25 protein-coding genes are annotated in these 25,804 nt (G+C 68.7%); 20 read left to right on the forward strand and 5 right to left on the reverse strand.

Features of this window, described 5'->3' with window-relative positions; translation table 11 throughout:
• Positions 1-40 precede the first annotated feature (40 nt).
• Complete coding sequence (locus OHA64_RS28250) at positions 41-244, reverse strand: cold-shock protein (protein WP_003992177.1); 204 nt, start codon at positions 242-244, stop codon at positions 41-43.
• Between the two features lie 289 nt (positions 245-533).
• On the opposite strand from OHA64_RS28250, the gene OHA64_RS28255 reads away from it, so the two are divergent.
• From OHA64_RS28255 to OHA64_RS28270, 4 genes are all read left to right on the forward strand, one after another.
• Positions 534-1,382, forward strand: coding sequence for a menaquinone biosynthetic enzyme MqnA/MqnD family protein (locus tag OHA64_RS28255; RefSeq protein ID WP_405617655.1), 849 nt, complete (start codon positions 534-536; stop codon positions 1,380-1,382).
• Positions 1,383-1,570: 188 nt separating this feature from the next.
• Positions 1,571-2,311 (forward strand): prepilin peptidase, encoded by a 741-nt coding sequence (locus OHA64_RS28260; protein WP_405617657.1) that lies wholly within the window; start codon positions 1,571-1,573, stop codon positions 2,309-2,311.
• A 101-nt stretch (positions 2,312-2,412) separates the two neighbouring features.
• Positions 2,413-3,612, forward strand: a complete 1,200-nt coding sequence (gene mqnC, locus OHA64_RS28265; protein WP_405617659.1) for a cyclic dehypoxanthinyl futalosine synthase — start codon at positions 2,413-2,415, stop codon at positions 3,610-3,612.
• A gap of 17 nt (positions 3,613-3,629) precedes the next feature.
• Positions 3,630-4,079 carry an imidazolonepropionase-like domain-containing protein gene (locus OHA64_RS28270; RefSeq protein ID WP_405617661.1) on the forward strand — a complete coding sequence of 150 codons (450 nt, stop codon included), beginning with the start codon at positions 3,630-3,632 and terminating at the stop codon, positions 4,077-4,079.
• Positions 4,080-4,141: 62 nt separating this feature from the next.
• Here OHA64_RS28270 and OHA64_RS28275 read toward each other — a convergent pair whose 3' ends face one another.
• Entirely contained in the window at positions 4,142-5,194 is a 1,053-nt protein-coding gene (locus tag OHA64_RS28275; RefSeq protein WP_405617663.1) for a hydrolase, read from the reverse strand.
• Between the two features lie 307 nt (positions 5,195-5,501).
• On the opposite strand from OHA64_RS28275, the gene OHA64_RS28280 reads away from it, so the two are divergent.
• From OHA64_RS28280 to OHA64_RS28295, 4 genes are read left to right on the forward strand one after another with little or no spacing between them, the layout of a single operon-like run.
• Positions 5,502-5,915: a hypothetical protein gene (locus OHA64_RS28280; protein ID WP_405617665.1), complete on the forward strand. Its 414-nt coding sequence runs from the start codon at positions 5,502-5,504 to the stop codon at positions 5,913-5,915.
• 18 nt (positions 5,916-5,933) lie between these two features.
• Positions 5,934-8,234: a bifunctional polysaccharide deacetylase/glycosyltransferase family 2 protein gene (locus tag OHA64_RS28285; protein WP_405617667.1), complete on the forward strand. Its 2,301-nt coding sequence runs from the start codon at positions 5,934-5,936 to the stop codon at positions 8,232-8,234.
• A complete protein-coding gene (locus OHA64_RS28290; protein ID WP_405617669.1) occupies positions 8,234-9,670 on the forward strand; it encodes an acyltransferase in 1,437 nt (478 codons plus the stop codon). Before OHA64_RS28285 ends, OHA64_RS28290 begins: the two co-directional genes overlap by 1 nt.
• Positions 9,671-9,705: 35 nt before the next feature.
• Entirely contained in the window at positions 9,706-10,407 is a 702-nt protein-coding gene (locus tag OHA64_RS28295) for a demethylmenaquinone methyltransferase (RefSeq protein WP_405617671.1), read from the forward strand.
• A gap of 85 nt (positions 10,408-10,492) precedes the next feature.
• Here the strand turns inward: OHA64_RS28295 and OHA64_RS28300 are convergent, their stop codons facing one another.
• Entirely contained in the window at positions 10,493-10,822 is a 330-nt protein-coding gene (locus tag OHA64_RS28300; protein ID WP_405617673.1) for a PASTA domain-containing protein, read from the reverse strand.
• A 151-nt stretch (positions 10,823-10,973) separates the two neighbouring features.
• Positions 10,974-11,480, reverse strand: a complete 507-nt coding sequence (locus OHA64_RS28305; protein ID WP_405617675.1) for a GNAT family N-acetyltransferase — start codon at positions 11,478-11,480, stop codon at positions 10,974-10,976.
• 97 nt (positions 11,481-11,577) lie between these two features.
• Here OHA64_RS28305 and OHA64_RS28310 point away from each other — a divergent pair, with 97 nt between their 5' ends.
• The gene (locus OHA64_RS28310; protein WP_405617677.1) at positions 11,578-12,861 is read left to right on the forward strand and encodes a geranylgeranyl reductase family protein; all 1,284 of its coding nucleotides are present in this window, start codon (positions 11,578-11,580) and stop codon (positions 12,859-12,861) included.
• Between the two features lie 499 nt (positions 12,862-13,360).
• On the opposite strand, the gene OHA64_RS28315 is transcribed toward OHA64_RS28310, so the two are convergent.
• Complete coding sequence (locus tag OHA64_RS28315) at positions 13,361-14,182, reverse strand: C40 family peptidase (RefSeq protein WP_405617679.1); 822 nt, start codon at positions 14,180-14,182, stop codon at positions 13,361-13,363.
• Between the two features lie 766 nt (positions 14,183-14,948).
• Here OHA64_RS28315 and OHA64_RS28320 point away from each other — a divergent pair.
• From OHA64_RS28320 to nuoK, 11 genes are read left to right on the forward strand one after another with little or no spacing between them, the layout of a single operon-like run.
• Positions 14,949-15,308, forward strand: a complete 360-nt coding sequence (locus tag OHA64_RS28320) for an NADH-quinone oxidoreductase subunit A (RefSeq protein WP_007383963.1) — start codon at positions 14,949-14,951, stop codon at positions 15,306-15,308.
• A gap of 13 nt (positions 15,309-15,321) precedes the next feature.
• Positions 15,322-15,876 carry an NADH-quinone oxidoreductase subunit B family protein gene (locus OHA64_RS28325; RefSeq protein WP_301983200.1) on the forward strand — a complete coding sequence of 185 codons (555 nt, stop codon included), beginning with the start codon at positions 15,322-15,324 and terminating at the stop codon, positions 15,874-15,876.
• Positions 15,873-16,628, forward strand: coding sequence for an NADH-quinone oxidoreductase subunit C (locus tag OHA64_RS28330; RefSeq protein WP_405617682.1), 756 nt, complete (start codon positions 15,873-15,875; stop codon positions 16,626-16,628). The genes OHA64_RS28325 and OHA64_RS28330 overlap by 4 nt, the downstream gene beginning before the upstream one ends.
• Positions 16,625-17,947 (forward strand): NADH-quinone oxidoreductase subunit D, encoded by a 1,323-nt coding sequence (locus OHA64_RS28335; protein ID WP_405617684.1) that lies wholly within the window; start codon positions 16,625-16,627, stop codon positions 17,945-17,947. Before OHA64_RS28330 ends, OHA64_RS28335 begins: the two co-directional genes overlap by 4 nt.
• A complete protein-coding gene (gene nuoE / locus OHA64_RS28340) occupies positions 17,944-18,816 on the forward strand; it encodes an NADH-quinone oxidoreductase subunit NuoE (RefSeq protein WP_405617686.1) in 873 nt (290 codons plus the stop codon). The genes OHA64_RS28335 and nuoE overlap by 4 nt, the downstream gene beginning before the upstream one ends.
• The gene (gene nuoF / locus OHA64_RS28345) at positions 18,813-20,162 is read left to right on the forward strand and encodes an NADH-quinone oxidoreductase subunit NuoF (protein ID WP_405617688.1); all 1,350 of its coding nucleotides are present in this window, start codon (positions 18,813-18,815) and stop codon (positions 20,160-20,162) included. The genes nuoE and nuoF overlap by 4 nt, the downstream gene beginning before the upstream one ends.
• The gene (locus OHA64_RS28350; protein ID WP_405617690.1) at positions 20,159-22,663 is read left to right on the forward strand and encodes an NADH-quinone oxidoreductase subunit G; all 2,505 of its coding nucleotides are present in this window, start codon (positions 20,159-20,161) and stop codon (positions 22,661-22,663) included. The genes nuoF and OHA64_RS28350 overlap by 4 nt, the downstream gene beginning before the upstream one ends.
• On the forward strand, positions 22,660-24,024 hold the full coding sequence (nuoH, locus tag OHA64_RS28355; RefSeq protein ID WP_405617692.1) for an NADH-quinone oxidoreductase subunit NuoH: 1,365 nt from the start codon (positions 22,660-22,662) through the stop codon (positions 24,022-24,024). The genes OHA64_RS28350 and nuoH overlap by 4 nt, the downstream gene beginning before the upstream one ends.
• Positions 24,017-24,667: an NADH-quinone oxidoreductase subunit NuoI gene (nuoI, locus tag OHA64_RS28360; protein ID WP_405617695.1), complete on the forward strand. Its 651-nt coding sequence runs from the start codon at positions 24,017-24,019 to the stop codon at positions 24,665-24,667. The genes nuoH and nuoI overlap by 8 nt, the downstream gene beginning before the upstream one ends.
• On the forward strand, positions 24,664-25,506 hold the full coding sequence (locus OHA64_RS28365; RefSeq protein ID WP_405617697.1) for an NADH-quinone oxidoreductase subunit J: 843 nt from the start codon (positions 24,664-24,666) through the stop codon (positions 25,504-25,506). Before nuoI ends, OHA64_RS28365 begins: the two co-directional genes overlap by 4 nt.
• A complete protein-coding gene (gene nuoK / locus OHA64_RS28370; RefSeq protein WP_004927567.1) occupies positions 25,503-25,802 on the forward strand; it encodes an NADH-quinone oxidoreductase subunit NuoK in 300 nt (99 codons plus the stop codon). Before OHA64_RS28365 ends, nuoK begins: the two co-directional genes overlap by 4 nt.
• The last annotated feature ends 2 nt before the right edge of the window (positions 25,803-25,804 follow it).

A 25,804-nucleotide genomic window follows, 5' to 3' on the forward strand; every position in this document is an offset into this window, starting at 1 on the left:
TCGGTTCCGGATCAGAGCTTTGGGCTCGTGAACTCTGAACTCAGACAGGGGTGACATTCTCCGCCTGCGGACCCTTCGGGCCCTGCGTGACGTCGAAGGAAACCTGCTGGTTCTCCTCCAGCGAGCGGAAGCCGCTCGCGTTGATCGCGGAGTAGTGGACGAAGACGTCGGGGCCGCCGCCTTCCTGGGCGATGAATCCAAAGCCCTTTTCGGCGTTGAACCACTTCACGGTTCCGGTAGCCATAAGCCCTCCTTGGGCCCAAAGGGTTGCCCTGCTCCAGAACCCTGCAAGTGTGAAAACAAAAATGCCGCACAACTGCATACGTCTGAAAACGACTAGAGCCCGCGGTCACATGCTCCGCAGGCTCTGTACTGCAAGGGAAACCAAACTGCAACTTGCGGCGAGCCTAGCACGCAGGCAGCCGAAAGCAATAGAGGCCAAGATCACGTCACCCGAATGTTTGAAGATCGTTTGAGGGTTGACCCTCGGGGGCGGAGGCCGGAGCGTACCCCAGTGGGGCTAGTCTCGCGATGTGGACATTTCTCGCACCCGGCCGCGTGTCGGCCACATCCAGTTCCTCAACTGCCTGCCCCTGTACTGGGGGCTCGCGAGAACCGGCACGCTGCTCGACTTCGAGCTGACCAAGGACACCCCGGAGAAGCTCAGCGAGCAGCTGGTGCGGGGGGACCTCGACATCGGTCCCATCACCCTCGTCGAGTTCCTCAGGAACGCGGACGACCTGGTCGCCTTCCCGGACATCGCCGTGGGGTGCGACGGCCCCGTGATGTCCTGCGTGATCGTCTCGCAGGTGCCGCTGGACGAGCTGGACGGCGCCCGTGTCGCCCTCGGCTCGACCTCGCGCACCTCCGTCCGGCTCGCCCAGCTGCTGCTGGCCGACCGTTACGGCGTGGAGCCCGAGTACTACACGTGCCCGCCCGACCTCAGCCTGATGATGCAGGAGGCCGAGGCCGCCGTACTCATCGGCGACGCGGCGCTGCGGGCCAACCTGCTCGACGGGCCGAAATTCGGGCTGGAGGTCCACGACCTGGGCGCGCTGTGGAAGGAGTGGACCGGGCTGCCGTTCGTCTTCGCCGTGTGGGCGGCCCGCCGCGACTACCTGGAGCGCGAGCCCGTCATCACCCGCAAGGTCCACGAGGCCTTCCTCGCCTCCCGCAACCTCTCCCTGGAGGAGGTCGGCAAGGTCGCCGAACAGGCGGCCCGCTGGGAGGCCTTCAACGAGCAGATCCTGGAGCGGTACTTCACCACCCTCGACTTCCGCTTCGGTGGCCCCCAGCTGGAGGCGGTCGCGGAGTTCGCCCGCCGCGTCGGCCCGACCACCGGCTTCCCGGCGGACGTGAAGGTCGACCTGCTGAAGCCGTGATCCCGGGCCCGTCGGGCGGTGCTCGCCGAGGAGGTGAGGACGCGCGGTGGGTGTGTGGCGGTGGGTGGGGCTGACGCGGTGGGTGCGTGGCGATGCGGCAGCGTGGGCTGACGTGGTGGGTGCGTGGCTGTGCGACGGGTGTGGGCTGACGCGGTGGGTGCGTGCCGTCGCGGTGGGATGATCGGCCGATGACCGGCTTGCTGATCGCCGTCGCGGCACTGTGGGGCGCGGCCACCGGAGTGCTGGTGCCGCGTGCCGCCCACCGCTTCTCCGTACCGGAGGAGGAGAACTGGCGGGAGGAGTGCCCCGGCGGGCATCCGTTCGGCGGGCCCGCCCGCGGGTGGCTCGGCCGGGCGCGGTGCGGGCACTGCACACCGACACGCGCGTACGGTCCCAGCACCCCCCTCGTCTGTCTCGTCACCGCACTCCTGTGTGCCGGTCTCGCCGGCGCCACCGACACCCGGCCCGAGGTCGTCGTCTGGCTGCTGTCGGTGCCCGTGTGGGTGCTGTTGGCCGCCGTCGACCTGCGGGTGCGCAGGCTCCCCGACGTGCTGACCCTGCCGCTCGCCGCCGCGACACTCGTCCTCCTCGGGGTGGCCGCCGCGGTGCCCGAGCACACCGGGCACTGGCCGACCGCCGCGCTGGGCGCCCTCGCGCTCGGCGCCGGTTACCTCGTGCTGTGGCTCGTCAACCCCGGCGGCATGGGCTTCGGAGATGTGAAGCTGGCGCTCGGGATCGGCGCCGCGCTGGGCTGGTACGGCTGGGGGACCGTGCTGCTCGGCACCTTCGCCGGGTTCCTGCTCGGGGCGCTGTACGGCGGTGCCCTCGTCGTCGCGAGGCGCGCGGGGCGCAAGACGGCGATCCCGTTCGGGCCGTTCCTGATCGCGGGGGCGTACCTCGGGCTGCTGATCGGCGCGTACGCGGTCTGAGGTTGGTTGATCGGCGCGTACGCGGCCTGAGGTCCGTCGCGTGAAACGCCTGGCGTAGGCTGGTTCGGTCCGTCCACAACCCTTGACGAAAGGGACGCCCGGTGACCGAGAAGGCCGACCTTCAGTCCGTCCTCGACCGTGCCGCCGAGGGTGGGCGGATCACCCCGGAGGAGGCGCTCGACCTCTACCGCGACGCCCCGCTGCACGCGCTCGGCGCCGCCGCCGACGCCGTACGCCGCCGCAGGTACGCGGGCACCGAGCACATCGCCACGTACATCATCGAACGCAACATCAACTACACCAACGTGTGCGTCACGGCGTGCAAGTTCTGTGCCTTCTACGCTGCCCCGAAGGACACCGCCAAGGGCTGGACCCGCGACCTGGACGACATCCTGCGCCGGTGCGAGGAGACCGTCGAACTCGGCGGGACGCAGATCATGTTCCAGGGCGGCCACCACCCGGACTTCGGCGTCGAGTACTACGAGAAGCACTTCTCCGCCATCAAGCAGGCCTTCCCGCAGCTGGTCATCCACAGCCTGGGGGCCAGCGAGGTCGAGCACATGGCCCGGATCTCCGGGGTGTCGGTCGAGGAGGCCATCACCCGGATCCACGAGGCCGGTCTCGACTCCTTCGCCGGTGCCGGCGCGGAACTCCTCCCGGAGCGGCCCCGCAAGGCCATCGCCCCGCTCAAGGAGTCCGGCGAGCGCTGGCTGGAGATCATGGAGGCCGCGCACGGGCTGGGTGTGGAGTCCACCTCCACCATGCTCATGGGCACGGGCGAGACCAACGCGGAGCGCATCGAGCACCTGCGGATGATCCGTGACGTGCAGGACCGCACGGGCGGCTTCCGCGCGTTCATCCCGTACACCTACCAGCCCGAGAACAACCACCTGAAGGGCCGCACGCAGGCCACGCTCTTCGAGTACCTGCGGATGATCGCCATCGCGCGGCTGTTCATGGACAACATCGCCCACATCCAGGGCTCCTGGCTGACCACCGGCAAGGAGGTCGGCCAACTGTCGCTGCACTACGGCGCGGACGACCTCGGCTCGATCATGCTGGAGGAGAACGTCGTCTCCTCCGCCGGCGCCAAGCACCGCTCCAACCGGATGGAGATCATCGACCTCATCCGCAAGGCGGGACGCGTCCCGGCCCAGCGGGCGACGACGTACGAGCACCTCGTCGTCCACGACGACCCGGCGAACGACCCCGTCGACGAGCGGGTGATGTCCCACATCTCGTCCACGGCGATCGAGGGCGGTACGGCTCATCCCGAGCTGAAGCTGCTCGCGTCCAACTGAGCTGATCCGAGCCCGAGTTGGAGACCATTCACGCGGCTGACGAGGTCCGGTGGACCTGGCACGGCACGGAGCCGGTCAAGGACGGTGCCGTGGCCGTCGAGGGCATCCGGGTCGCCGCCGTGGGAACACTGGCGGAGGTGCGGGCGCTGTTTCCGGGTGCTCGGGTGCGGCGCTGGCCCGGGGTGCTCGGGCCGGCCCGCGTTCATGAGGGGCCGCTCCCCGAGGCCCCGTCGCCACGCGAACGCGTCCACGCCGTGCTGAAGGCCGGTGCGGTGACGGTCCTGGAGGAGTACGTCGACTCGCCCGAACTCCGCGTCGCGGCCGACCGGAACGACGTCGTCGTACTCCCGCGCACTCAGCCGACGGCGATCAGGGAGAGCGGCCGCGCCGACCTGGCGGTCTTCGACGAGACCGGCGTCTGTATCGCGACGGTGTGCGCGGGGCGCCTGGTCCACAGGCGACGTTGACAGCCGGTCGGGCACACAGCCGGTCGGGCATGCACAGGTGACGCCTCGTCAGAGCGTGGCGGCTAGCCGGCGAACGCCTTCGCGAACGCGCCCGAACCCTGTTCCACCCCGCTGCAGTTGGTCCGGGCGTCGTCGTCCCCGGTTTTCCCCTCCTCGCACTGCTGGTCGCGGAACGTCGACCACATGGACACCCACGCGATCTCGTTCTTCGCGGCGAACGTCCGTACCTGGGCCGCGTCGGAGAGGGTGAACGTCTCGCCGTCGACGTCGTTGACGCCGATCATCGAGGTGAGTGCCATGCCCCGCCAGGCGGCCGCGGACGCCAGCCCGAACACCTTCATCAGCTGGGTGTGGGAGGCCTTGGCGGAAGTGAGCGCGTAGTCGCCCATGTCGTCGGCGTACGACTCGCCGTAGTTCATCGTCATGAGATTGACGGTGGAGACCTGTACGTCATGCTCGTTGGCCGACTCCAGCAGCGCCAGGCTGTCCGCGTCGAGGCCGGACGGCATCACCGGGAGCGTGAAGGAGACGCTGAGGTCGGCGCGGTCCTTCTGCAGGAGGGCGATCGCCTCGGAGCGCAGGTCCACCGAGTCGGAGTCGGCCAGTTCGTCGCCCTCGATGTCGAAGTCGGCCTGGGTGGAACCGGCCGCGTCCAGGGCCTTGCCGTACGCCTCGGCCAGTTCTGACGCGCTGTCGCAGGTCGCCGCGAGTTCCTCGCCGGAGGCCCCGCCGAAGGAGACCCGCACGGTGGCGCCGTCCTCCTTCAGGCGCGCGATCCGGGACTTCACCCCGGAGGCGCCGACGGCGTCGTTGTCGTTCCACTTCGGCGTGCAGCCACCGCCGTCGGCGATCACGAAGGCCAGGTTGTACGTCTCGGGGGAGCCCGTGGAGTCGAGGCCGGATGCGTCCGTCGCGCTGACGTAGGGGGCGTAGGCGGTGGCCGCCGACGCCTCCTCGCTCGGGGGAGGGTCAGGGGTAGCGCTCGGGGTGGTGCTCGTGTGTTTGGAGGCTTCGGGTGCCGTGTCCGATGTGCCATCTGTTTCCGCGGAGCATCCCGCGGTGGTCAGCGCGAACAGGCAGGTGAGCCCGGCCGCCGGCTTCAGGAGACTCCGCATTGCGTATCCACCCGCTCTCATGGTTTCTGCCTCAGGACGGAAACAAAGAGCGTTTCCAGAGTGGAAATGTCTCACACGTGGTCGGGCTTCGCACGGACCGCAAGCACACGGGCACTTCACGGGCAGACATGGTCAAAAGGTGCATCGTGGACGCGCGATTCGGGCATTCGACTCCTTTCCCTCCGCGCGGAGTTGTGCAGGCTTTCTGGGAAACTCTCAGGAAGCGGACAGGTTGACGACTTTCTCATGGGCGGCTCACAAGAGAGTCAGAGTTAAGACCGAATAAAGGGTCCCTAATATCCGGGGAATGCATTCCGAGCCTGCCATCGAAAACCGCGCCGCCGCCCCTGGGCGCGGGCGCCGTCGTAAACGCGGCAACGAGTCCGCCGAGGGACCCGTGTTCGTCGACAACTCCGGGCGCCGCTCCAAGCTGCTGCGCCGGGTCGGCCTCCTGGTCGGCGTCGTCTGCCTCGGGTACGCGGTCGTGCTCAGCATGGCGTTCATGGGCATCGGCACCTCGATCAACCCGTCCTCGCTGGTGCCGTTCGGTGGTGGTCGGGCCGGCCCCCAGAACTCCGGCCCCGGCGGCGCCGAGCCGCAGGGCGGTATCGGTGCCCCGCCCGCGAGGCCCACCGGCACCCCGCCCACGGGCATCGCCACCGGCGCCCCGCCCAGCTCCGCCCCGACCGTGTCGGCGTCCGCCGCCGCGGCCGACGACTGACGGGAACGCAGGCACCCCATGACGACGACACCCTCACGCGGCCGTCGGCGCGCCCCCACCCGGATGAAACGGGCGGCGGGCAAGGCCGCGGCACTGCAGAAACCGCGGATCATCCTCGCGCTGCTGCTCCTGCTCGCCCTCACCAGCGTCATGCTGCTCGACGGCTATCTGCGCGCCGAGGTCGGCGGTGACCAGCGTGTGCGCGACGGAGCCAGCTCCGACGAGGTCCCCGACAAGATCCTCAACGGCGGGCCGATCGTCTCCTTCCGGAACGGCCAGGCCACCACCGTCTCCGTCCCGAAGAAGACCATCGCGCTCACCTTCGACGACGGCCCCAACCCCACGTACACGCCCGATGTCCTGAAGATCCTCGAGAAGTACGACGTCCCCGCCACGTTCTTCCTGGTCGGGTCGATGGTCTCGCGCTACCCCGGCATCGTGGACGACATGGTCGAGCAGGGCAACGAGGTGGGCATCCACACCTTCACCCACGTCGACCTCTCCTACCAGAGCGACGCCCGCGTCCGGCGCGAGATGGAGCAGACGCAGCTCGCGCTGGCGGGCGCGGCCGGCATCACGACCACGTTGTTCCGGGCGCCGTACTCCTCGGAGACGGACGCCATCGACAACTACAGCTGGCCCGTCTACAAGGAGCTCGGCGCCGACGGCTACACCAGCGTCTTCGTCGACACCGACAGCGACGACTGGAAGAAGCCGGGCGTCTCGAAGATCGTCCAGTGGGCCACGCCGAAGGGGACCGCCGGCGCGTCGGTCCTGATGCACGACGCGGGCGGCGACCGTGAGCAGACGATCGAGGCGCTGCCGAAGTACATCGCGAAGATGAAGGCGAAGGGGTACACCTTCACCACCATCAGCGGTGTCATCGAGGAGCAACGCGCGAGCGAGCGGGAGACGGCCGGGGTTCCCGGGGCCACAGGGGTGCCCGGTGGCGTGCAGACCGTGGGCGGGCCGAACGGTCCAACGGGCAACCAGGGTTCGACCGTGTCCCGTCTCCAGGCCGCACACCGCGAGGCCACCGGCGCGACCCTCTACGAGGGCAAGGCCCTCGTTCTGGCCGTCGCCGTCGCCGAGTTGACCGTTCCGACGCTCTCGGTCGGACTGATCGTCGTGGGCGTGGCCGTCATGGGCCGGTTCGGCATGATGCTGATCCTCGCCCGTCGGCACTACAGACAGCGCAACAAACGCCGCTTCACCTGGGGAGCACCGGTCACCCGACCGGTGAGCGTGATCGTCCCGGCGTACAACGAGAAGGAGTGCATCGCCAACACCCTCAAGTCGCTGGCGCAGAGCACCCACCCGATCGAGGTCATCGTCGTGGACGACGGCTCGACCGACGGCACCTCCGAGATCGCGCGCGATGCGGCCGAGGCACTCGGCATGACGAACGTCCGGGTCATCCGTCAGGAGAACGCGGGCAAGCCGGCCGCACTCAACAACGGGGTACGCAGCGCCAGTTACGACATCGTCGTGATGATGGACGGCGACACGGTCTTCGAGGCGGACACCGTGGGACAGCTGGTGCAGCCGTTCGCCGATCCCGAGGTCGGCGCGGTCGCCGGAAACGCCAAGGTCGGCAACCGCGACACCGTCATCGGCGCCTGGCAGCACATCGAGTACGTGATGGGCTTCAACCTCGACCGCCGTATGTACGACCTGCTGCGCTGCATGCCGACCATCCCCGGCGCGATCGGCGCGTTCCGCCGCGAGGCGGTCCTCCAGGTCGGCGGGATGAGCGAGGACACCCTCGCCGAGGACACCGACATCACCATCGCCATGCACCGCGAGGGCTGGCGGGTCGTCTACCAGGAGCACGCCCGCGCCTGGACGGAGGCCCCGGGTTCCCTGAAGCAGCTGTGGTCGCAGCGCTACCGCTGGTCCTACGGCACCATGCAGGCGCTCTGGAAACACCGCAAGTCCCTCACGGACAAGGGCCCTTCGGGACGCTTCGGCCGGGTCGGCATGCCGCTGGTGGTCATTTTCCAGATCGTCACGCCGGTCTTCGCCCCGCTCATCGACGTGTTCACCGTCTACTCGATGATCTTCATCGACTTCCAGGCGGCGCTACTGGCGTGGTTCGCGGTGCTGGCGGTCCAACTGGTGTGCGCGGCGTACGCCTTCCGCCTCGACCGTGAGAAGTACCGCTACCTGCTGATGATGCCCCTGCAACAACTGGCCTACCGCCAGATGATGTACCTCGTCCTCATCCACTCCTGCATCACCGCCCTCACCGGCGGCCGCCTGCGCTGGCAGAAACTGAAGCGGACCGGCGAGGTCGGCACTCCGGCGGGGGCGAGCTGATGAGCTGGGGGCCCGAACAGCAGGAACAGCAGGAACAGCAGGGATATCCGCAGGGATATCCGCAGGGGCATCCGCAAGGGCTGCAGGGGCAGCAGGGGTACCCGCAGGGGTACGGATTTGGGTACGGGCAGCACCCCGGCCAACCTGGCCGGCCCGGCTACGGTTACGAGGGCTACGGCGGCTACGAGGGTTACGCCCAGCAGCCGTATCCCCAACAGCCATATCCCCAACAGCCGTATCCGCAGCCGCACGTGGACTACGGGCAGGGGGAGCCGACGCCCGACGCGACGGCGACGCTGCCCGTGCTGGATGAGCCGAGGCCGGAACCGGGGCCGGGGGTGGCGCCGGAGGCCGAGGCTGCCGTCGGGGCGGAGGAGGAGAAGCCTCCGCCACCGGCGAAGCCCGCAGGCCGCGACCGCTACTTCGACACCCTCAGGGCCGTCGCCCTCATCCGTGTCGTCACCTACCACACCTTCGGCTGGGCCTGGGCCGGACTGGTCTTCCCCTCCATGGGGGTCATGTTCGGCCTGGCCGGCACCCTGATGGCGAAGTCCCTGGAGCGGCCCGCGCGCACGGTGGTGAGGAGCCGGCTGCGCCGCCTCCTGCCCCCGTTCTGGTTCTGGGGCCTCTTCGTGGTCGTGGCGATGCTGGTCCATGACTGGATGCCGGGCTGGCAGATCGTGTACTGGGTCGTCCCGCTCGGTGACCCCCCGGGCAACGCGTGGGGCGAGGAGGCCTGGGAGATCCTCTGGTACCTGCGGACGTACCTCTGGTTCGTCCTCCTGTCCCCCCTCCTGCTGAAGGTGTTCCGACTCGCCCCCGTTCCCGTGCTGTTCCTGTCCCTCGCACCGATCCTGGTCCTGAACTTCGTCTGGTCGGGTCCGGACAACCGGGTGGGCAGCGCGATGTGGGACCTGTCGACGTACCTGTTCTGCTGGATCCTCGGCTTCGCCCACCGCGACGGCGTGCTGCAGCGGCTGAAGCCGGCCGCGGTGGTCCTGCTGTCACTGGCCGCGCTCGGGTACGGCGGCTGGTACGCCTACTCCCACCAGGCCGAGTTCGGCACCTACGACCTGGACGAGAACCCGCTCGCGCAGGCTTTCTGGTCGGCCGGTTTCGTCATGCTCCTGATGTGGGCCAAGGCCCGGTTCCGGATCGACTTCGCCGGACTGACGGGCTTCCGCCGCCTGGACCGGATCGTGACGATCTTCAACGCCCGGGCCGTGACGATCTACCTCTGGCACGAGATCGCGCTGATCCTGGCGGTCCCACTGATCGACCAGTTCTGGAAGGTGCCCGCGTTCGAGACGTATCTGCCGCTGGACAGCCAGTGGTTCGTGTTCGGCGTCGGCTGGGTCCTGATCGCCGGTTTCGTCCTGCTGTGCGGGTGGGTGGAGGACGTGGCCGCGAAGAAGAGGCCACGGCTCCTCCCCTGAGCGGGCGCGGGGTGACGTACTGCAACAATGGCCCCGTGACCCGCGCCTCCCTGAACAAGCAGCCGCACGAAGTCGCCTCGATGTTCGACGACGTGGCGGAACGGTACGACCTGACCAACGACGTGCTGTCGCTCGGCCAGGACCGGGTGTGGCGCAAGGAGGTCGCCAAGGCCGTCGACGCCCGCCCCGCGCAGAAGGTCCTGGACCTGGCTGCCGGTACGGCCACGTCCTCCCTGCCCTTCGCCCGCACCGGCGCGTACGTCGTCCCCTGCGACTTCTCCCTCGGCATGCTCCAGGTCGGCAAGCGCAAGCACACCTGGCTGCCGTTCACCGCGGGCGACGCGACGAAGCTGCCCTTCAAGGACGACACCTTCGACGCCGTCACCATCTCCTTCGGGCTGCGCAACGTGCAGGACACGGACTCCGCGCTGCGTGAGATGTACCGCGTGACCAGGCCCGGCGGCCGGGTCGTGATCTGCGAGTTCTCCCATCCGACCTGGGCGCCGTTCCGCACGGTGTACACCGAGTACCTGATGCGTGCCCTGCCCCCGGTGGCCCGTGCCGTCTCCTCGAACCCCGACGCGTACGTCTACCTCGCCGAGTCCATCCGCGCCTGGCCCGACCAGCCCGCACTGGCCGAACGGCTGCGCAAGGCCGGCTGGTCGAAGGTGGCCTGGCGCAACCTGACCGGCGGGATCGTGGCCCTGCACCGGGGGTTCAAGACCGAGGGCCGGTAGGCCAGTAGGTCAGTAGGCCGGTAGACCGGTTGGGCAGTAGGGGAAGTAGGGCTGGGTCAGTGGGGCTGGGCTTCGAGTCCGGTGCTCAGTAACGCGAGCCGAATCCGGCCACGGTGGCGAACGGACCGCCCGGTTCATCGAGCTCGCGCAGCATCCCGCCGCCGCCCGGCCGGGGCAGGCGCGGCTCGTGGACGCCCGCGCCTCCGCCGCCCTCACCCTCGCCGAACTCGAACCAGACCGTGACCACGGCCCCGCGCGGCACCTCGACACCGGGTGGCGGATATTGCCGTACGACGTAGTCGACGACGGTGCGAGAGAAGTCGGGGCGGTCGGGCGCGGAGAGCAGCACACCGCCTGTCGTGGCTGCCTCACGTGCGTCCATGGCCATCAGACCGACCAGCTTCGGCACGGGCACTTCAGGTGGTTTGGGTGTTATTCGCACGGATGTCACCCCCAGCGGTACTGGCAGGGTAACCCCGGCCCCGCACCGCTCGGAAGCGTCAAGTGTCTTTCCGTAGCAGTCGATTACTCTCGGTGACGTGAGGTGACGTGCCGGGACGGCGCAGCTAGAGCGCCAGCCGGTAGCAGTGCCCCTCCTGGCGCGTGGTCGGCGTCATGAAGACCTCGGCGAGGCTCATGCCCAGGCGCCGGGTCACCGCGATGGAGCGCGCGTTGGCGGCGTTCACCATCGCCACCACGGTCGGCACACCCGCCGCCCGCACCCGTTCCACCGTCATCCGCGCCGCGGCGGTGGCGTACCCCTGGCCCCAGTGCTCCCGTCCGAGGCGCCAGCCGATCTCGATCTCGCCTGTGGGGCCCCACTCCCGCTCCCACGGCTGGGCGCCCGTGAAGCCGATGACCTTCCCGGACTCGTCGAGCATGGTCCACAGGCAGTAGCCCCGCTCGGCGTCGTGCCGGCGCTGGCGCGCGGTGAGCTCCTCATAGACCGAGAGCTCCGCGATCCTGCCGCCGTGGAACTCCATGACGTCCGGGTGGGCGAAGGTCCGGTGCCAGGCCACGGCGTCCTCGTCGGTGGGGACACGCAGCCGTACTACGGGGAGAGCTCGGTTCACTGGGCAGCCCTTCAGCCGGGTGATCAATTCTGCTGAATAGACTGCCCATGTCCAGTGCCGGTCGGCACGCAGATTCCGAACTTGGGGAGATCCCGCCGTGACCGAGCCCCTCTCCGAAAACACCGCCGATGTGATCGTCGTCGGCGCGGGGCCAGCCGGCTCCACCACCGCGTACCACCTCGCCAAGGCCGGACTCGACGTGCTCCTGCTGGAGAAGACCGAGTTCCCGCGCGAGAAGGTCTGCGGCGACGGCCTCACCCCGCGTGCCACCAAGCAGCTCGTGGCCATGGGCATCGACATCTCCGAGGAGGCCGGCTGGCTGCGCAACAAGGGCCTCAGGATCATCGGCGGGGGTGTGCGGTTGCAGCTCGACTGGCCGGAACTCGCCTCCTTCCCGGACTACGGCCTCGTCCGCAAGCGCGACGACTTCGACGAGCAGCTCGCGCGACAGGCACAGAAGGCGGGTGCGCGGCTGTACGAGCGCTGCAACGTCGGCGCGCCGATCGTCGAGGACCGCACGGGCCGTATCACCGGCGTGCACGCCAAGCTCGGCGAAGAGAAGCGCGAGGTCACCTTCCGAGCCCCGCTGGTCGTCGCCGCCGACGGCAACTCCACCCGGCTGTCCCTCGCGATGGGCCTGCACCGGCGCGAGGACCGTCCGATGGGTGTCGCGGTCCGTACGTACTTCACGTCGCCCCGCCACGAGGACGACTACCTTGAGTCCTGGCTGGAGTTGTGGGACCGCCGGGGCGCCGAGGACCGCCTCCTGCCCGGCTACGGCTGGATCTTCGGCATGGGCGACGGCACGTCGAACGTCGGTCTGGGCGTCCTGAACACCTCCGACTCCTTCAAGGAGCTGGACTGGCGCGAGGTCCTGAAGGCCTGGTGCGCGTCGATGCCGGAGGACTGGGGGTACACCCCGGACAACATGACCGGGCCCATTCGCGGGGCCGCGCTCCCCATGGCCTTCAACCGCCAGCCCCACTACACCAAGGGTCTGCTGCTGGTCGGCGACGCCGGTGGTCTGGTGAACCCCTTCAACGGCGAGGGCATCGCCTACGCCATGGAGTCCGGCCAGATCGCCGCCGACGTCATCGTCCAGGCGCACGCGCGCCCCACGCCCGCGAGCCGCGAACTCGCCCTCCAGCGCTACCCGCGCGTCCTCAAGGACACCTACGGCGGCTACTACACGCTGGGCCGCGCCTTCGTGAAGCTCATCGGCAACCCGAAGGTCATGAAGATCGCGGCCCAGCGCGGCCTGACCCACCCCCTGCTGATGAAGTTCACCCTCAAGATGCTCGCCAACCTCACCGACCCCACGGGCGGTGACGCGATGGACCGCATCATCAACGGGCTGAGCAAGGTGGCGCCGAAGGCGTGATCAGCCGCCCCGGTGCGATCAGCCGCCGACGTGACCGGTCGCCCAGGCGTGATCGGTCGCTGAGGGTGCGATTGCGTCACTGAGGGGGCGATCGGTCGCTGAGGGTGCGATTCAGCCACTGAGGGTGCGAGCAGTCGCTGAGAGCGGCTGTGTTGGCGGCCCGGCGCGCGGAAGCTCTCCTCCCGCCGGTCCGCCCGCACCGAGGTGCCGAGCTGCTTCCCGCCGGGCGACCCTGTGCGCACCGACGTGGGCCCGGCCACGATGGAGGGCGCCGACGAGTCCGCCCGGCCGCCGGTCAACGCGCGTCTTGGCGCGGACAATTCGGACGCCGAGCAGTGTGAGATCCAGGAGTTCTACCGGCCCCCGGAGAGGGAAACCCGGAAGCCCGTCGACGAGGCGCGCCACAGGCTCGGTCCGCCTGAGGCACGCAACGGGACGGAGGGAGCCGCTGCCCCCGAGCGGCAGTGGCCCCCTCCGTACGTCTGTGCGTGCCCGTGTGTCAGAGCACCCGCACCGCGCCGGTCGGCGGGTCGTACGACAGCGGCTTCTCAGCGACCCCCGTGGACGAGTTCTGCGCGCCGACGAACATTCCGTCACCGACGTACACCGCTACGTGGTACGCGCTGCCGGCGCTGCCCCAGTACAGGATGTCGCCCGGCTGCAGGTTGCTCAGCCCGACCTGGGTGCCGGCGGTCGACTGGTCCTGCGAGACGCGCGGCAGGCTGATGCCGACCTGCTTGAAGGCGGCCTGGACGAGCCCGGAGCAGTCGTACGCGGACGAGCCGGTCGCACCGGACACATAGGCCTTGCCGACCTGAGCCTTCACGAAGGAGACGACCGCGGCGGCCGAACCGGTGGCCGTGGACGTGGACGTGGACGTGCTGACGGACGTGTCAGCGCTCGCATCGGCGGACAGGGTGGTCCGCTCGCTGGTGCGGGACGCGCGCTCGGCAGCGGCCTTGCGAGCGGCCTCCTCGGCCGCCTTCTTCTTGGCCTCGGCCTTCTGCTTCGCCTCAGCGAGGTCCGCCTTGGCCTGCTTCGCCGCCTTTGTGGCGGCCGCGTCACGCTCGGCCTGCAGCTGGTAGTTCGCTGCGGCCTGCTGTGTGGCGTCGGCGGACTGAGCGACCTGCGTGGCCATGTCGGCCGTCAGCGTGGGCAGTTCAAGGGTCTGCGTCACCGGCTCGGCGGCGCTGGCCGAGCCGGCCGCCCCGGCGACGGCCAGGGTGCTGAGAACGCCACCGGCCACTCCGGCCCGCATCGCGATTTTCGACGCGCTGCGGCGGGGTTTCCGGTGGCTGCGTATGTGAGCGGTGTGGGACATGAGAACAACCGGTATCAAAGGCTTCTCCATACCTTCAAGAAACGTGTGCTGCGCCACAGTTGTTCACCCGGGCCCCTGAACGTCGGGCGTGTCGCTCTTTATTGACGCCGTAACGGACATTGTGGACGCGGGTGATCAAGCCTGTGATCATGGCCTTTCGTCGTTTCGTCCGGATTGCCCTCCGCCTACCACCTGTTGCAGTGAGTGGCCAAGCCTGCTTCTTGTGTGGCTCTTGTGGATGTGGCGGAGGTCACGCAACGATTACGAGAAGGGCCGCGTCTCGCGGGGGGATCACGGGTCGGTTGCGAGGGGGTCACGAGCGGGCTCCGCTCGTGAACGCGTGCACACGTCCACACCCATGCACCCCCTCGCTCCGATGTGTGAACGTGGCCCTCTATCAAGGCCTCGCGGTGAGCACCAATTTGCATGCAAGGGAAGTCTCTTGATATGGAGACGCCCCGCTCACGCTGCACTGACTAGCGGAAATGTCACCTCTCGTGATCACTCGGACGCTTCACGTGCGAAGATCACCGCTCATCCGACTTCATGATCCTTCGTCAGGTGGTGGAGATCACAAAGCTTGTGCAATACCCCGTGTCGCAGATCACAGAGGCGCAGGCATAGGATGCGAGGCAGTTGGGCTTGTGACCTGCTTCACATGTTCTCGATCTTCGCCGGGACCGGCGGGGTTCGTGGGACAGGTGAGGCGGATGTAGGTCCGACGCCATCGCCAGCAGTCAGTGCCGACTGAGAGGAGCGAGGAGCGGTGAACGCGTATGCGCCCATCCTCGTACTGGGAGCCCTCGGGGCAGGCTTTGCGATCTTCTCCGTGGTCATGGCCACGCTGATCGGTCCGAAGCGGTACAACCGCGCCAAGCTCGAGGCCTACGAGTGCGGGATCGAGCCGACCCCCACGCCGGCCGGCGGCGGGCGTTTCCCCATCAAGTACTACCTGACGGCGATGCTCTTCATCGTCTTCGACATCGAGATCGTCTTCCTCTACCCCTGGGCCGTCACCTTCGACGCCCTGGGTGTTTTCGGGCTCGTGGAGATGCTGCTCTTCGTGCTCACCGTCTTCGTCGCGTACGCGTACGTATGGCGGCGCGGCGGCCTGGAATGGGACTGAGGGGCCTTTAGTCATGGGACTCGAAGAAAAGCTGCCGAGCGGCTTTCTGCTGACCACCGTCGAGCAGGCCGCGGGCTGGGTGCGCAAGTCGTCCGTCTTCCCCGCCACCTTCGGCCTCGCGTGCTGTGCCATCGAGATGATGACCACCGGCGCCGGCCGCTACGACCTGGCGCGCTTCGGCATGGAGGTCTTCCGCGGATCCCCGCGGCAGGCGGACCTGATGATCGTCGCCGGCCGGGTCAGCCAGAAGATGGCGCCGGTGCTCAGGCAGGTCTACGACCAGATGCCGAACCCCAAGTGGGTGATCTCCATGGGGGTCTGCGCCTCCTCGGGCGGCATGTTCAACAACTACGCCATCGTCCAGGGCGTCGACCACATCGTCCCGGTCGACATCTATCTCCCCGGCTGCCCGCCACGGCCGGAGATGCTGATTGACGCCATCCTCAAGCTCCACCAGAAGATCCAGACCTCCAAGCTCGGCGTGAACGCCGAGGAGGCGGCCCGGGAGGCGGAGGAAGCGGCGCTCAAGGCCCTGCCGACGATCGAGATGAAGGGGCTGCTGCGGTGAGCGACGCGAACGGCACCACGGGCGGGTCGAACGGGGTGAACCCCGAAAAGGACCTCGGCACCGACAACCTCCCCGGCCAGCGCGGCGAGGGTGGTGAGGAGATCCGCGTCCAGCGCGGCATGTTCGGAGCCAACAACGGCGGCGACACCTCCGGCTACGGCGGCCTGGTCCGCTCGGTCCGGCTCCCGGGAGCGGCGAGCCGTCCCTACGGCGGCTGGTTCGACGAGGTCGCCGACGAGCTGGAAGGCGCACTGGAGGAACAGGGGCTCCTGCCCGACAATGCGATCGAGAAGACGGTCGTCGACCGTGACGAGATCACCTTCCACATCGAACGCGAGCACCTGCTCCGCGTCGCCCGCACCCTGCGCGACGACCCCGCCCTGCGCTTCGAGCTCTGCACCGGCGTGAGCGGCGTCCACTACCCGCACGACAAGGGCCGCGAGCTGCACGCCGTCTACCACCTGCGCTCGATCACCCACAACCGGCTGATCCGTCTCGAAGTCAGCGCGCCGGACACCGACCGGCACATCCCGTCGCTGGTCTCCGTCTATCCGACCAACGACTGGCACGAGCGCGAGACCTATGACTTCTTCGGCATCGTCTTCGACGGTCACCCGGCCCTGACGCGGATCATGATGCCGGACGACTGGCAGGGCCACCCGCAGCGCAAGGACTACCCCCTCGGCGGCATCCCCGTCGAGTACAAGGGCGCCCAGATCCCGGCTCCGGACCAGCGGAGGTCGTACTCGTGAGCACTTCACACGCCTCCCCCAGGGAGACCACCGAAGGCACCGTCTACACAGTCACCGGCGGTGACTGGGACGAGGTCGTCCAGTCCGCGGCCCGCGCGGACGACGAGCGCATCGTCGTCAACATGGGGCCGCAGCACCCGTCCACCCACGGAGTGCTCCGGCTCATCCTGGAGATCGACGGCGAGACGGTCACCGAGGCCCGCTGCGGCATCGGCTACCTCCACACCGGCATCGAGAAGAACACCGAGTTCCGCACGTGGACGCAGGGCACCACGTTCGTGACGCGCATGGACTACCTGACGTCCTTCTTCAACGAGACCGCCTACTGTCTCGCCGTCGAGAAGCTCCTCGGCATCGAGGACCAGATCCCGGACCGCGCCACCCTCATCCGGGTGCTGCTGATGGAGCTGAACCGGCTCTCCTCGCACCTGGTGTGCATCGCCACCGGCGGCATGGAACTCGGCGCCACCACGATCATGATCTACGGTTTCCGTGATCGTGAAATGATTCTCGACATCTACGAGCTCATCACGGGCCTTCGGATGAACCACGCGTACATCCGCCCCGGCGGTCTCGCGCAGGACCTGCCGCCCGGCGCGGTGGACCACATCCGCGAGTTCGTGAAGAAGATGAAGAAGAACCTCCCGGAGTACGACAAGCTCGCCACCGGGAACCCCATCTTCAAGGCCCGTATGCAGGACGTCGGCTATCTCGACCTGGCCGGCTGCATGGCCCTCGGCGCCACCGGCCCGATCCTGCGCTCCACCGGCCTGCCGCACGACCTGCGCAAGACACAGCCGTACTGCGGCTACGAGACGTTCGACTTCGACGTCCCCACCGCGGACTCCTGCGACTCCTACGGCCGCTTCCTGATCCGGCTGGAGGAGATGCGCCAGTCCCTCAGGATCGTCGAGCAGTGCCTGGACCGACTGCAGCCCGGCCCGGTCATGGTCGCCGACAAGAAGATCGCCTGGCCCGCCCAGCTCGCCCTGGGCCCGGACGGCCTCGGCAACTCCCTCGACCACATCAAGAAGATCATGGGCACGTCCATGGAGGCCCTGATCCACCACTTCAAGCTGGTCACCGAGGGTTTCCGCGTGCCGCCGGGACAGGCGTACGCGGCGGTCGAGTCGCCCAAGGGCGAGCTCGGGGTGCACGCCGTCTCCGACGGAGGCACCCGCCCCTACCGGGTCCACTTCCGGGACCCGTCCTTCACCAACCTGCAGGCCATGGCGGCGATGTGCGAGGGCGGCCAGGTCGCCGACGTCATCGTCGCTGTCGCGTCCATCGACCCCGTGATGGGAGGCGTCGACCGGTGACCACCTCTTCTTCGGAGCGGGGCGTCAGCCTGGGCATGCCCGAACTGCCCGCACCCGCTTACCCGGACGACGTCCGAGCGAGGCTGGAGACGGATGCGCGGGAGATCATCGCCCGCTACCCGGACTCCCGCTCGGCGCTCCTGCCGTTGCTGCATCTCGTGCAGTCGGAGGAGGGCCACGTCACGCGCACCGGGATGCGGTTCTGCGCGGACGTGCTGAACCTGACCACGGCCGAGGTGACCGCGGTCGCCACCTTCTACTCCATGTACCGGCGCCGGCCCAGCGGCGACTACCAGGTGGGCGTGTGCACCAACACGCTGTGCGCGGTGATGGGCGGCGACGCGATCTTCGAGACCCTCCAGGAGCACCTGGGCGTCGGCAACGGCGAGACCACGGACGACGGCAAGGTCACCCTGGAGCACATCGAGTGCAACGCGGCCTGCGACTTCGCGCCGGTGGTGATGGTCAACTGGGAGTTCTTCGACAACCAGACCCCCGCCACCGCGAAGCGCCTCGTCGACGACCTGCGTGCCGACCGGCCCGTCGAGCCCACGCGCGGGGCGCCGCTGTGCACCTTCAAGGAGACCGCCCGGATCCTGGCCGGCTTCCCCGACGAGCGGCCCGGGGCCGTCGAGGCGAGCGGCGGAGCGGGACCCGCTTCGCTGGTGGGCCTTCGCCTGGCAAGGGGAGAGGCCGCACCCGCGCGCGTGGTCCATCCGCGTGACGGCGGTCCGCACGACGAGCCGCGGGACAGGGCCGTCCACGAACCGTCACCGACCGAGCACCTGAGCTCACACGACGCGCCACAGGACACGTCGGCCTCCGACCCCGCCCACCCGGCAGGGCCTGCCGCCGAGGAGGGGGAGTGATGACCGTGGCAGCCGAACTCAAAGACACCAGCCCCGAGAAGCTGCTCGCACCCGTGCTGTCGGCCTTCTGGGACGCGGACAAGTCCTGGACTCTGGACGTCTACCGAAGGCACGAAGGGTACGAGGGGCTCCGCAAGGCGCTCGCGATGTCGCCGGACGACCTGATCGCGTACGTCAAGGACTCCGGTCTGCGCGGCCGCGGTGGCGCGGGATTCCCGACGGGAATGAAATGGCAGTTCATTCCGCAGGGAGATGGAAAGCCGCACTATCTAGTTGTCAACGCCGACGAGTCGGAGCCAGGGACCTGCAAGGACATCCCGCTCCTCTTCGCGAACCCGCACAGCCTCATCGAGGGCATTGTCATCGCGTGTTATGCCATCAGGTCTTCGCATGCCTTCATCTATCTGCGTGGTGAAGTCGTTCCCGTGTTGCGGCGGTTGCACGAGGCCGTGCGTGAGGCCTACGCGGCGGGCTACCTCGGCGAGAACGTCCTGGGCAGCGGACTCGACCTCCAACTCACCGTGCACGCGGGCGCGGGCGCGTACATCTGCGGTGAGGAGACCGCACTGCTCGACTCGCTCGAAGGCCGCCGGGGTCAACCGCGGCTCCGTCCCCCCTTCCCTGCCGTCGCGGGCCTCTATGCGTGCCCGACTGTGGTGAATAACGTCGAATCGATCGCGTCAGTTCCCGCGATCCTGCACAAGGGCAAAGAATGGTTCAGGTCGATGGGCAGCGAGAAGTCCCCGGGCTTCACGCTCTACTCGCTCAGCGGCCATGTCACCAATCCCGGTCAGTACGAGGCCCCGCTCGGCATCACGCTCCGCCAACTCCTCGACATGAGCGGCGGTATGCGAGCCGGACATCGCCTCAAGTTCTGGACGCCGGGCGGCTCCTCGACTCCGATGTTCACCGACGAGCATCTCGACGTCCCTCTTGATTACGAAGGAGTGGGCGCCGCGGGTTCCATGCTGGGCACAAAAGCTCTGCAATGTTTCGACGAGACGACCTGCGTGGTCCGTGCCGTCACCCGCTGGACCGAGTTCTACGCCCACGAGTCCTGCGGCAAGTGCACACCGTGCCGCGAAGGGACCTACTGGCTCGTGCAGTTGCTGCGTGACATCGAGGCCGGCAAGGGCGTCATGTCCGACCTCGACAAGCTGAACGACATCGCCGACAACATCAACGGCAAGTCGTTCTGCGCCCTCGGCGACGGCGCCGCCTCGCCGATCTTCTCCTCGCTCAAGTACTTCCGTGAGGAGTACGAGCAGCACATCACGGGCCGCGGCTGCCCCTTCGACCCGGCCAAGTCGACGGCCTGGGCCGACCGCACGGAGGTGAACGCATGACTGTGACCACCAGCGCTCCCTCGGGCGGGGGAGAGGCGGAGGTCCCGCCGGAGGACCTCGTCACGCTGACGATCGACGGCGCCGAGATCAGCGTGCCCAAGGGCACCCTGGTCATCCGGGCTGCCGAAGAGCTCGGCATCGAGATCCCCCGGTTCTGCGACCACCCCCTCCTCGACCCGGCCGGCGCCTGCCGCCAGTGCATCGTCGAGGTCGAGGGCCAGCGCAAACCGATGGCCTCCTGCACCATCACCTGCACCGACGGGATGGTGGTGAAGACCCACCTCACCTCGCCGGTCGCCGAGAAGGCCCAGCACGGGGTGATGGAGCTCCTCCTCATCAACCACCCGCTGGACTGCCCGGTCTGCGACAAGGGCGGCGAGTGCCCCCTGCAGAACCAGGCGATGTCCCACGGCCAGGCCGAGTCTCGCTTCGAGGGCAAGAAGCGGACGTACGAGAAGCCCGTGCCGATCTCCACGCAGGTGCTGCTCGACCGTGAGCGGTGCGTGCTGTGCGCCCGCTGCACCCGGTTCTCCAACCAGGTCGCGGGCGACCCGATGATCGAGCTGATCGAGCGGGGCGCGCTCCAGCAGGTCGGCACCGGCGAGGGCGACCCCTTCGAGTCGTACTTCTCCGGCAACACCATCCAGATCTGCCCCGTCGGCGCGCTGACCTCGGCGGCGTACCGATTCCGCTCCCGTCCCTTCGACCTGGTCTCCTCGCCCTCCGTGTGCGAGCACTGTGCCGGCGGCTGCGCCACCCGCACCGACCACCGGCGCGGCAAGGTCATGCGGCGGCTCGCGGCCAACGACCCCGAGGTGAACGAGGAATGGATCTGCGACAAGGGACGGTTCGGGTTCCGGTACGCGCAGCAGCGGGACAGGCTCCAGACGCCCCTGGTGCGCAACCCGGAGGGTGACCTGGTGCCGGCCTCCTGGCCGGAGGCGCTGCAGATCGCGGCCCAGGGACTGCTCGCCTCGCGCGGGCGGGCCGGGGTCCTGACCGGCGGCCGCCTCACCATCGAGGACGCCTACGCGTACAGCAAGTTCGCGCGCGTGGCGCTCGACACCAACGACATCGACTTCCGCGCGCGCGTGCACAGTGGAGAGGAAGCCGACTTCCTGGCCGCCCAGGTCGCCGGACGCGGCCGCGACCTCGACGGTACGGGCGTCACGTACACCGCCCTGGAGAAGGCACCCGCCGTTCTGCTGGTCGGGTTCGAGGCCGAGGAGGAGGCGCCCGGCGTCTTCCTGAGGCTGCGCAAGGCCTGGCGCAAGCACGGACAGAAGGTCTTCTCCCTCGCCACGCACGCCACACGCGGCCTGGAGAAGGCGGGCGGCACGCTGCTGCCGGCCGCCCCAGGCACCGAGACCGAGTGGCTCGAGGCGCTCGCGAGCGGGGTCGGGCTGGAGGACGGCGGCGCGACGGCCGCCGAGGCGCTGCGGGCCGAGGGCTCGGTGATCGTCGTAGGAGAGCGGCTCGCCTCCGTGACGGGCGGCCTGGCCGCCGCCGTACGGGCCTCGTCCGCGATCGGCGCGCGGCTGGTGTGGATCCCCCGCCGGGCCGGGGAGCGCGGTGCCGTCGAGGCGGGCGCGCTGCCCTCGCTGCTGCCGGGCGGGCGCCCGGCGACCGACCCGCGTGCGCGGGACGAGGTCGCCGCGGTATGGGGCCTGGCCGAACTGCCGCACCGCTACGGGCGCGACACCGGCCAGATGGTCGAGGCCGCCATCAGTGGCGAACTCCAGGCGCTGGTGGTCGCCGGCGTCGAGGTCGACGACCTGCCGGACCCGGCACGCGCGCGTGAAGCACTCCAGGAGGCCGGCTTCCTGGTGTCGCTCGAGCTGCGGCCCAGCGAGGTCACCGAACTCGCGGACGTCGTCCTTCCGGTCGCCGCGGTGGCCGAGAAGGCGGGCACCTTCCTCAACTGGGAAGGCCGGGTGCGCTTCTTCGAGGCCGCTCTCAAACCCGATCAGATGACCCGCAGTCTCGCGCCCACGGACGCGCGCGTACTGCAGATGCTGGCCGACGCCATGGACGTACACCTGGGGCTGCCGGATCTGCGCACCGCGCGCGCGGAGCTGGACCGGCTGGGCCCCTGGGACGGCCCACGCGCCACCGAACCCCTGGAGACCACGGCCCCCTTGCCGAGGCCGGCCGCCGGAGAGGCCGTACTGGCCGGCCACCGGCTGCTGCTCGACCAGGGCGTCCTACAGCAGGGCGACGAGGCGCTCGCCGGGACACGGCACGCGGCCCACGCGCGCGTGTCGCCCGCCACGGCCGCCGAGGCGGGCGTGAAGGACGGCGACGTGCTCGCCGTGACCGCGACCACCGGCACGGTCGAACTCCCCCTCCGGATCACCGAGATGCCCGACCGGGTGGTCTGGCTCCCGCTGAACTCCGTGGGCGGGGGCGTCGCCTCCGACACCGGGGCGCGACCCGGTTCACTCGTCCGCATCGGACCGGCGACGCTCGCCGCCGAAGTCACCGAGGAGGTGGAGGCATGAGTCCGTACCTCGCCGCTGAAGACCTCTCGATGTTCGGCACCGACCCCTGGTGGCTGGTCGTCATCAAGGCGGTGTTCTGCTTCGCCTTCCTGATGCTGACCGTGCTGTTCTCCATCGTGTGGGAGCGCAAGGTCGTCGCCTGGATGCAGCTGCGCATCGGCCCCAACCGGCACGGCCCCTGGGGCATGCTCCAGTCGCTCGCCGACGGCATGAAGCTGATGCTCAAGGAAGACGTCATCGTCAAGCGCGCGGACAAGGTGGTGTACGTCCTCGCGCCGATCGTCGCGGCCATCCCGGCCTTCATGGCGATCGCGGTGATCCCCTTCGGCCCGGCCGGCAACGAGATCTCGATCTTCGGGCACCGCACCGCGATGCAGCTCACCGACCTGCCGATCGCGATGCTCTACATCCTCGCGGTCGCGTCGGTGGGCATCTACGGCATCGTGCTCGCCGGTTGGAGCTCCGGATCCACCTATCCGCTGCTGGGCGGTCTGCGCTCCTGCGCGCAGATGATCTCGTACGAGATCGCCATGGGCGCCGCGTTCGCGTCGGTGTTCCTCTACTCGGGGTCGATGTCGACCTCGACGATCGTCGAACAGCAGCAGGACCGCTGGTACATCCTGCTGCTGCCGGTCTCCTTCCTGATCTACATCGTGACGATGGTCGGCGAGACCAACCGCGCCCCCTTCGACATGCCGGAGTCCGAGGGCGACCTGGTCGGCGGTTTCAACACCGAGTACTCGTCGATCAAGTTCGCGATGTTCATGCTCGCCGAGTACGTGAACATGGTGACGGTCTCGGCCGTGTCGACGACGCTCTTCCTGGGCGGCTGGCGGGCCCCGTGGCCGATCAGCACCTTCTGGGAGGGTGCCAACCACGGCTGGTGGCCGCTGCTCTGGTTCGTGATCAAGGTGCAGCTGCTGCTGTTCGGCTTCATCTGGTTGCGCGGCACCCTCCCGCGTGTCCGCTACGACCAGCTGATGAAGCTCGGCTGGAAGGTCCTCATCCCGATCTCCCTGGTCTGGCTGATGCTCGTCGCCACCGTGCGGACCCTCAGGAACGAGAACTACGACTTCGCCGACATCGCCCTCTACGTCGTCGGCGGCGTCCTCGCCCTGCTGCTGCTCTCCTTCGTCGTCGACATGTTCCGCGAGAAGGCGAAGACGGCCGAACAGGCCGCCGAGGAACCGGCCGGGTTCGACCCGATGGCCGGCGGATTCCCCGTACCGCCGCTGCCCGGACAGGAGCTTCCACCGGTGCCACGGCGCCGCTCGCGCCGCGAGCGGGAGCTGATTGTCAGTGGTGGGCCCGATACTCAGAGTGACGGAACTCTGGATGGAAAGGAGGCGTCCGATGGCTGAGGAGCCCAAGGAGGCCGGGCAGCCGAAGCCCGGCTTCCAGAACCCCGTGGCCGGCTTCGGCGTGACCTTCAAGGCCATGTTCAAGAAGCGGCTGACCGAGCAGTACCCGGAGCAGCAGAAGACCACCGCTCCCCGCTTCCACGGACGGCACCAGCTCAACCGCCATCCGGACGGCCTGGAGAAGTGCGTCGGCTGCGAGCTGTGCGCCTGGGCCTGCCCCGCCGACGCCATCTACGTGGAGGGCGCCGACAACACCGACGAGGAGCGCTACTCGCCGGGCGAGCGGTACGGCCGCGTCTACCAGATCAACTACGCCCGCTGCATCCTGTGCGGCCTGTGCATCGAGGCCTGCCCCACGCGCGCGCTCACGATGACCAACGAGTTCGAACTGGCCGACTCCAGCCGCGCCAACCTCATCTACACCAAGGAACAACTGCTCGCGGGCCTCGAAGAGGGCATGGTCGACTCCCCGCACTCCATCTTCCCGGGGACGGACGAGCAGGACTACTACCAGGGTCTGGTGACCGAGGCCGCGCCCGGCACGGTGCGGCAGGTCGCTCTCTCCAAGGGCGAGGTTCCGCAGGAGGCCGCGTCCACCTTCGGCGAGGACGAGCCGACGTCGGAGAAGGTGATCGGCCGATGACCGCGCAACTCGCCGCCTACGCCACCTCCACCGGCGAGGCCTTCCAGTTCTGGCTGCTCGGCACCGTCGCCGTGATCGGCGCCCTGTGCACCGTCTTCATGAAGAAGGCCGTGCACAGCGCGCTCTGTCTCGCCGGCACCATGATCATCCTTGCGGTGTTCTACCTCGCCAACGGCGCCTACTTCCTGGGCGTCGTCCAGATCGTCGTCTACACCGGCGCGATCATGATGCTGTTCCTGTTCGTGGTGATGCTCGTCGGCGTCACCGCGGCGGACTCCCTCAAGGAGACCATCAAGGGCCAGCGCTGGCTGGCCCTGCTGTGCGGAGTCGGTTTCGCCGTCCTGCTGTTCGCGGGCATCGGCAACGCCTCCCTCACCGAGTTCAACGGTCTCGGCCAGGCCAACGCGAACGGCAACGTGGAGGGCCTCGCCGCCCTCATCTTCACGAAGTACGTGTTCGCCTTCGAGATCACCGGTGCCCTGCTGATCACCGCGGCCGTCGGCGCCATGGTGCTCACCCACCGCGAGCGCACCGAGCGCCCCAAGTCCCAGCGCCAGCTGGCCGAGGAGCGGGTGCGCGAGAACAAGCACGTACCGCCGCTGCCGGCGCCCGGCGTGTACGCCCGGCACAACGCCGTGGACATCGCGGGCCTGCTGCCCGACGGCACCCCGTCCGACCTCACCGTCAGCAAGACGCTGCGGGAGCGCGGACAGATCCGTGACGTGTCGCAGGAAGCGCTCAACGACCTGCGGGTCCTGGAGCAGCGCGCCACGGAGCGCCTGGAGCGGACCGAGATCGAAGCGGCGAACCTCAAGCGGGCCGAGGAGGCGTCGAAGTGAACCCCGTCAACTATCTGTATCTCGCAGCCCTGTTGTTCACCATCGGCGCCACCGGAGTGCTGATCAGGCGCAACGCGATCGTGGTGTTCATGTGCGTCGAGCTGATGCTCAACGCCTGCAACCTCGCCTTCGTCGCCTTCTCCCGGATGCACGGCAATCTCGACGGCCAGATCATCGCCTTCTTCACGATGGTCGTCGCCGCCGCGGAGGTCGTGGTCGGGCTCGCGATCATCGTGTCGCTGTTCCGTTCCCGCCACTCGGCCTCGGTCGACGACGCCAGCCTGATGAAGCTGTAAGG

Source organism: Streptomyces sp. NBC_00076 (assembly GCF_045041235.1).
In the GTDB taxonomy this organism is placed as follows: domain Bacteria; phylum Actinomycetota; class Actinomycetes; order Streptomycetales; family Streptomycetaceae; genus Streptomyces.

Coding starts and splice junctions, on each gene's coding strand:
- OHA64_RS28250 (WP_003992177.1), bottom strand. CDS start 244: ATGGCTACCGGAACCGTGAAGTGGTTCAACGCCGAAAAGGGCTTTGGA.
- OHA64_RS28260 (WP_405617657.1), top strand. CDS start 1,571: ATGACCGGCTTGCTGATCGCCGTCGCGGCACTGTGGGGCGCGGCCACC.
- OHA64_RS28275 (WP_405617663.1), bottom strand. CDS start 5,194: ATGCGGAGTCTCCTGAAGCCGGCGGCCGGGCTCACCTGCCTGTTCGCG.
- OHA64_RS28280 (WP_405617665.1), top strand. CDS start 5,502: ATGCATTCCGAGCCTGCCATCGAAAACCGCGCCGCCGCCCCTGGGCGC.
- OHA64_RS28285 (WP_405617667.1), top strand. CDS start 5,934: ATGACGACGACACCCTCACGCGGCCGTCGGCGCGCCCCCACCCGGATG.
- OHA64_RS28290 (WP_405617669.1), top strand. CDS start 8,234: ATGAGCTGGGGGCCCGAACAGCAGGAACAGCAGGAACAGCAGGGATAT.
- OHA64_RS28315 (WP_405617679.1), bottom strand. CDS start 14,182: ATGTCCCACACCGCTCACATACGCAGCCACCGGAAACCCCGCCGCAGC.
- OHA64_RS28325 (WP_301983200.1), top strand. CDS start 15,322: ATGGGACTCGAAGAAAAGCTGCCGAGCGGCTTTCTGCTGACCACCGTC.
- OHA64_RS28350 (WP_405617690.1), top strand. CDS start 20,159: ATGACTGTGACCACCAGCGCTCCCTCGGGCGGGGGAGAGGCGGAGGTC.
- nuoH (WP_405617692.1), top strand. CDS start 22,660: ATGAGTCCGTACCTCGCCGCTGAAGACCTCTCGATGTTCGGCACCGAC.
- nuoI (WP_405617695.1), top strand. CDS start 24,017: ATGGCTGAGGAGCCCAAGGAGGCCGGGCAGCCGAAGCCCGGCTTCCAG.
- OHA64_RS28365 (WP_405617697.1), top strand. CDS start 24,664: ATGACCGCGCAACTCGCCGCCTACGCCACCTCCACCGGCGAGGCCTTC.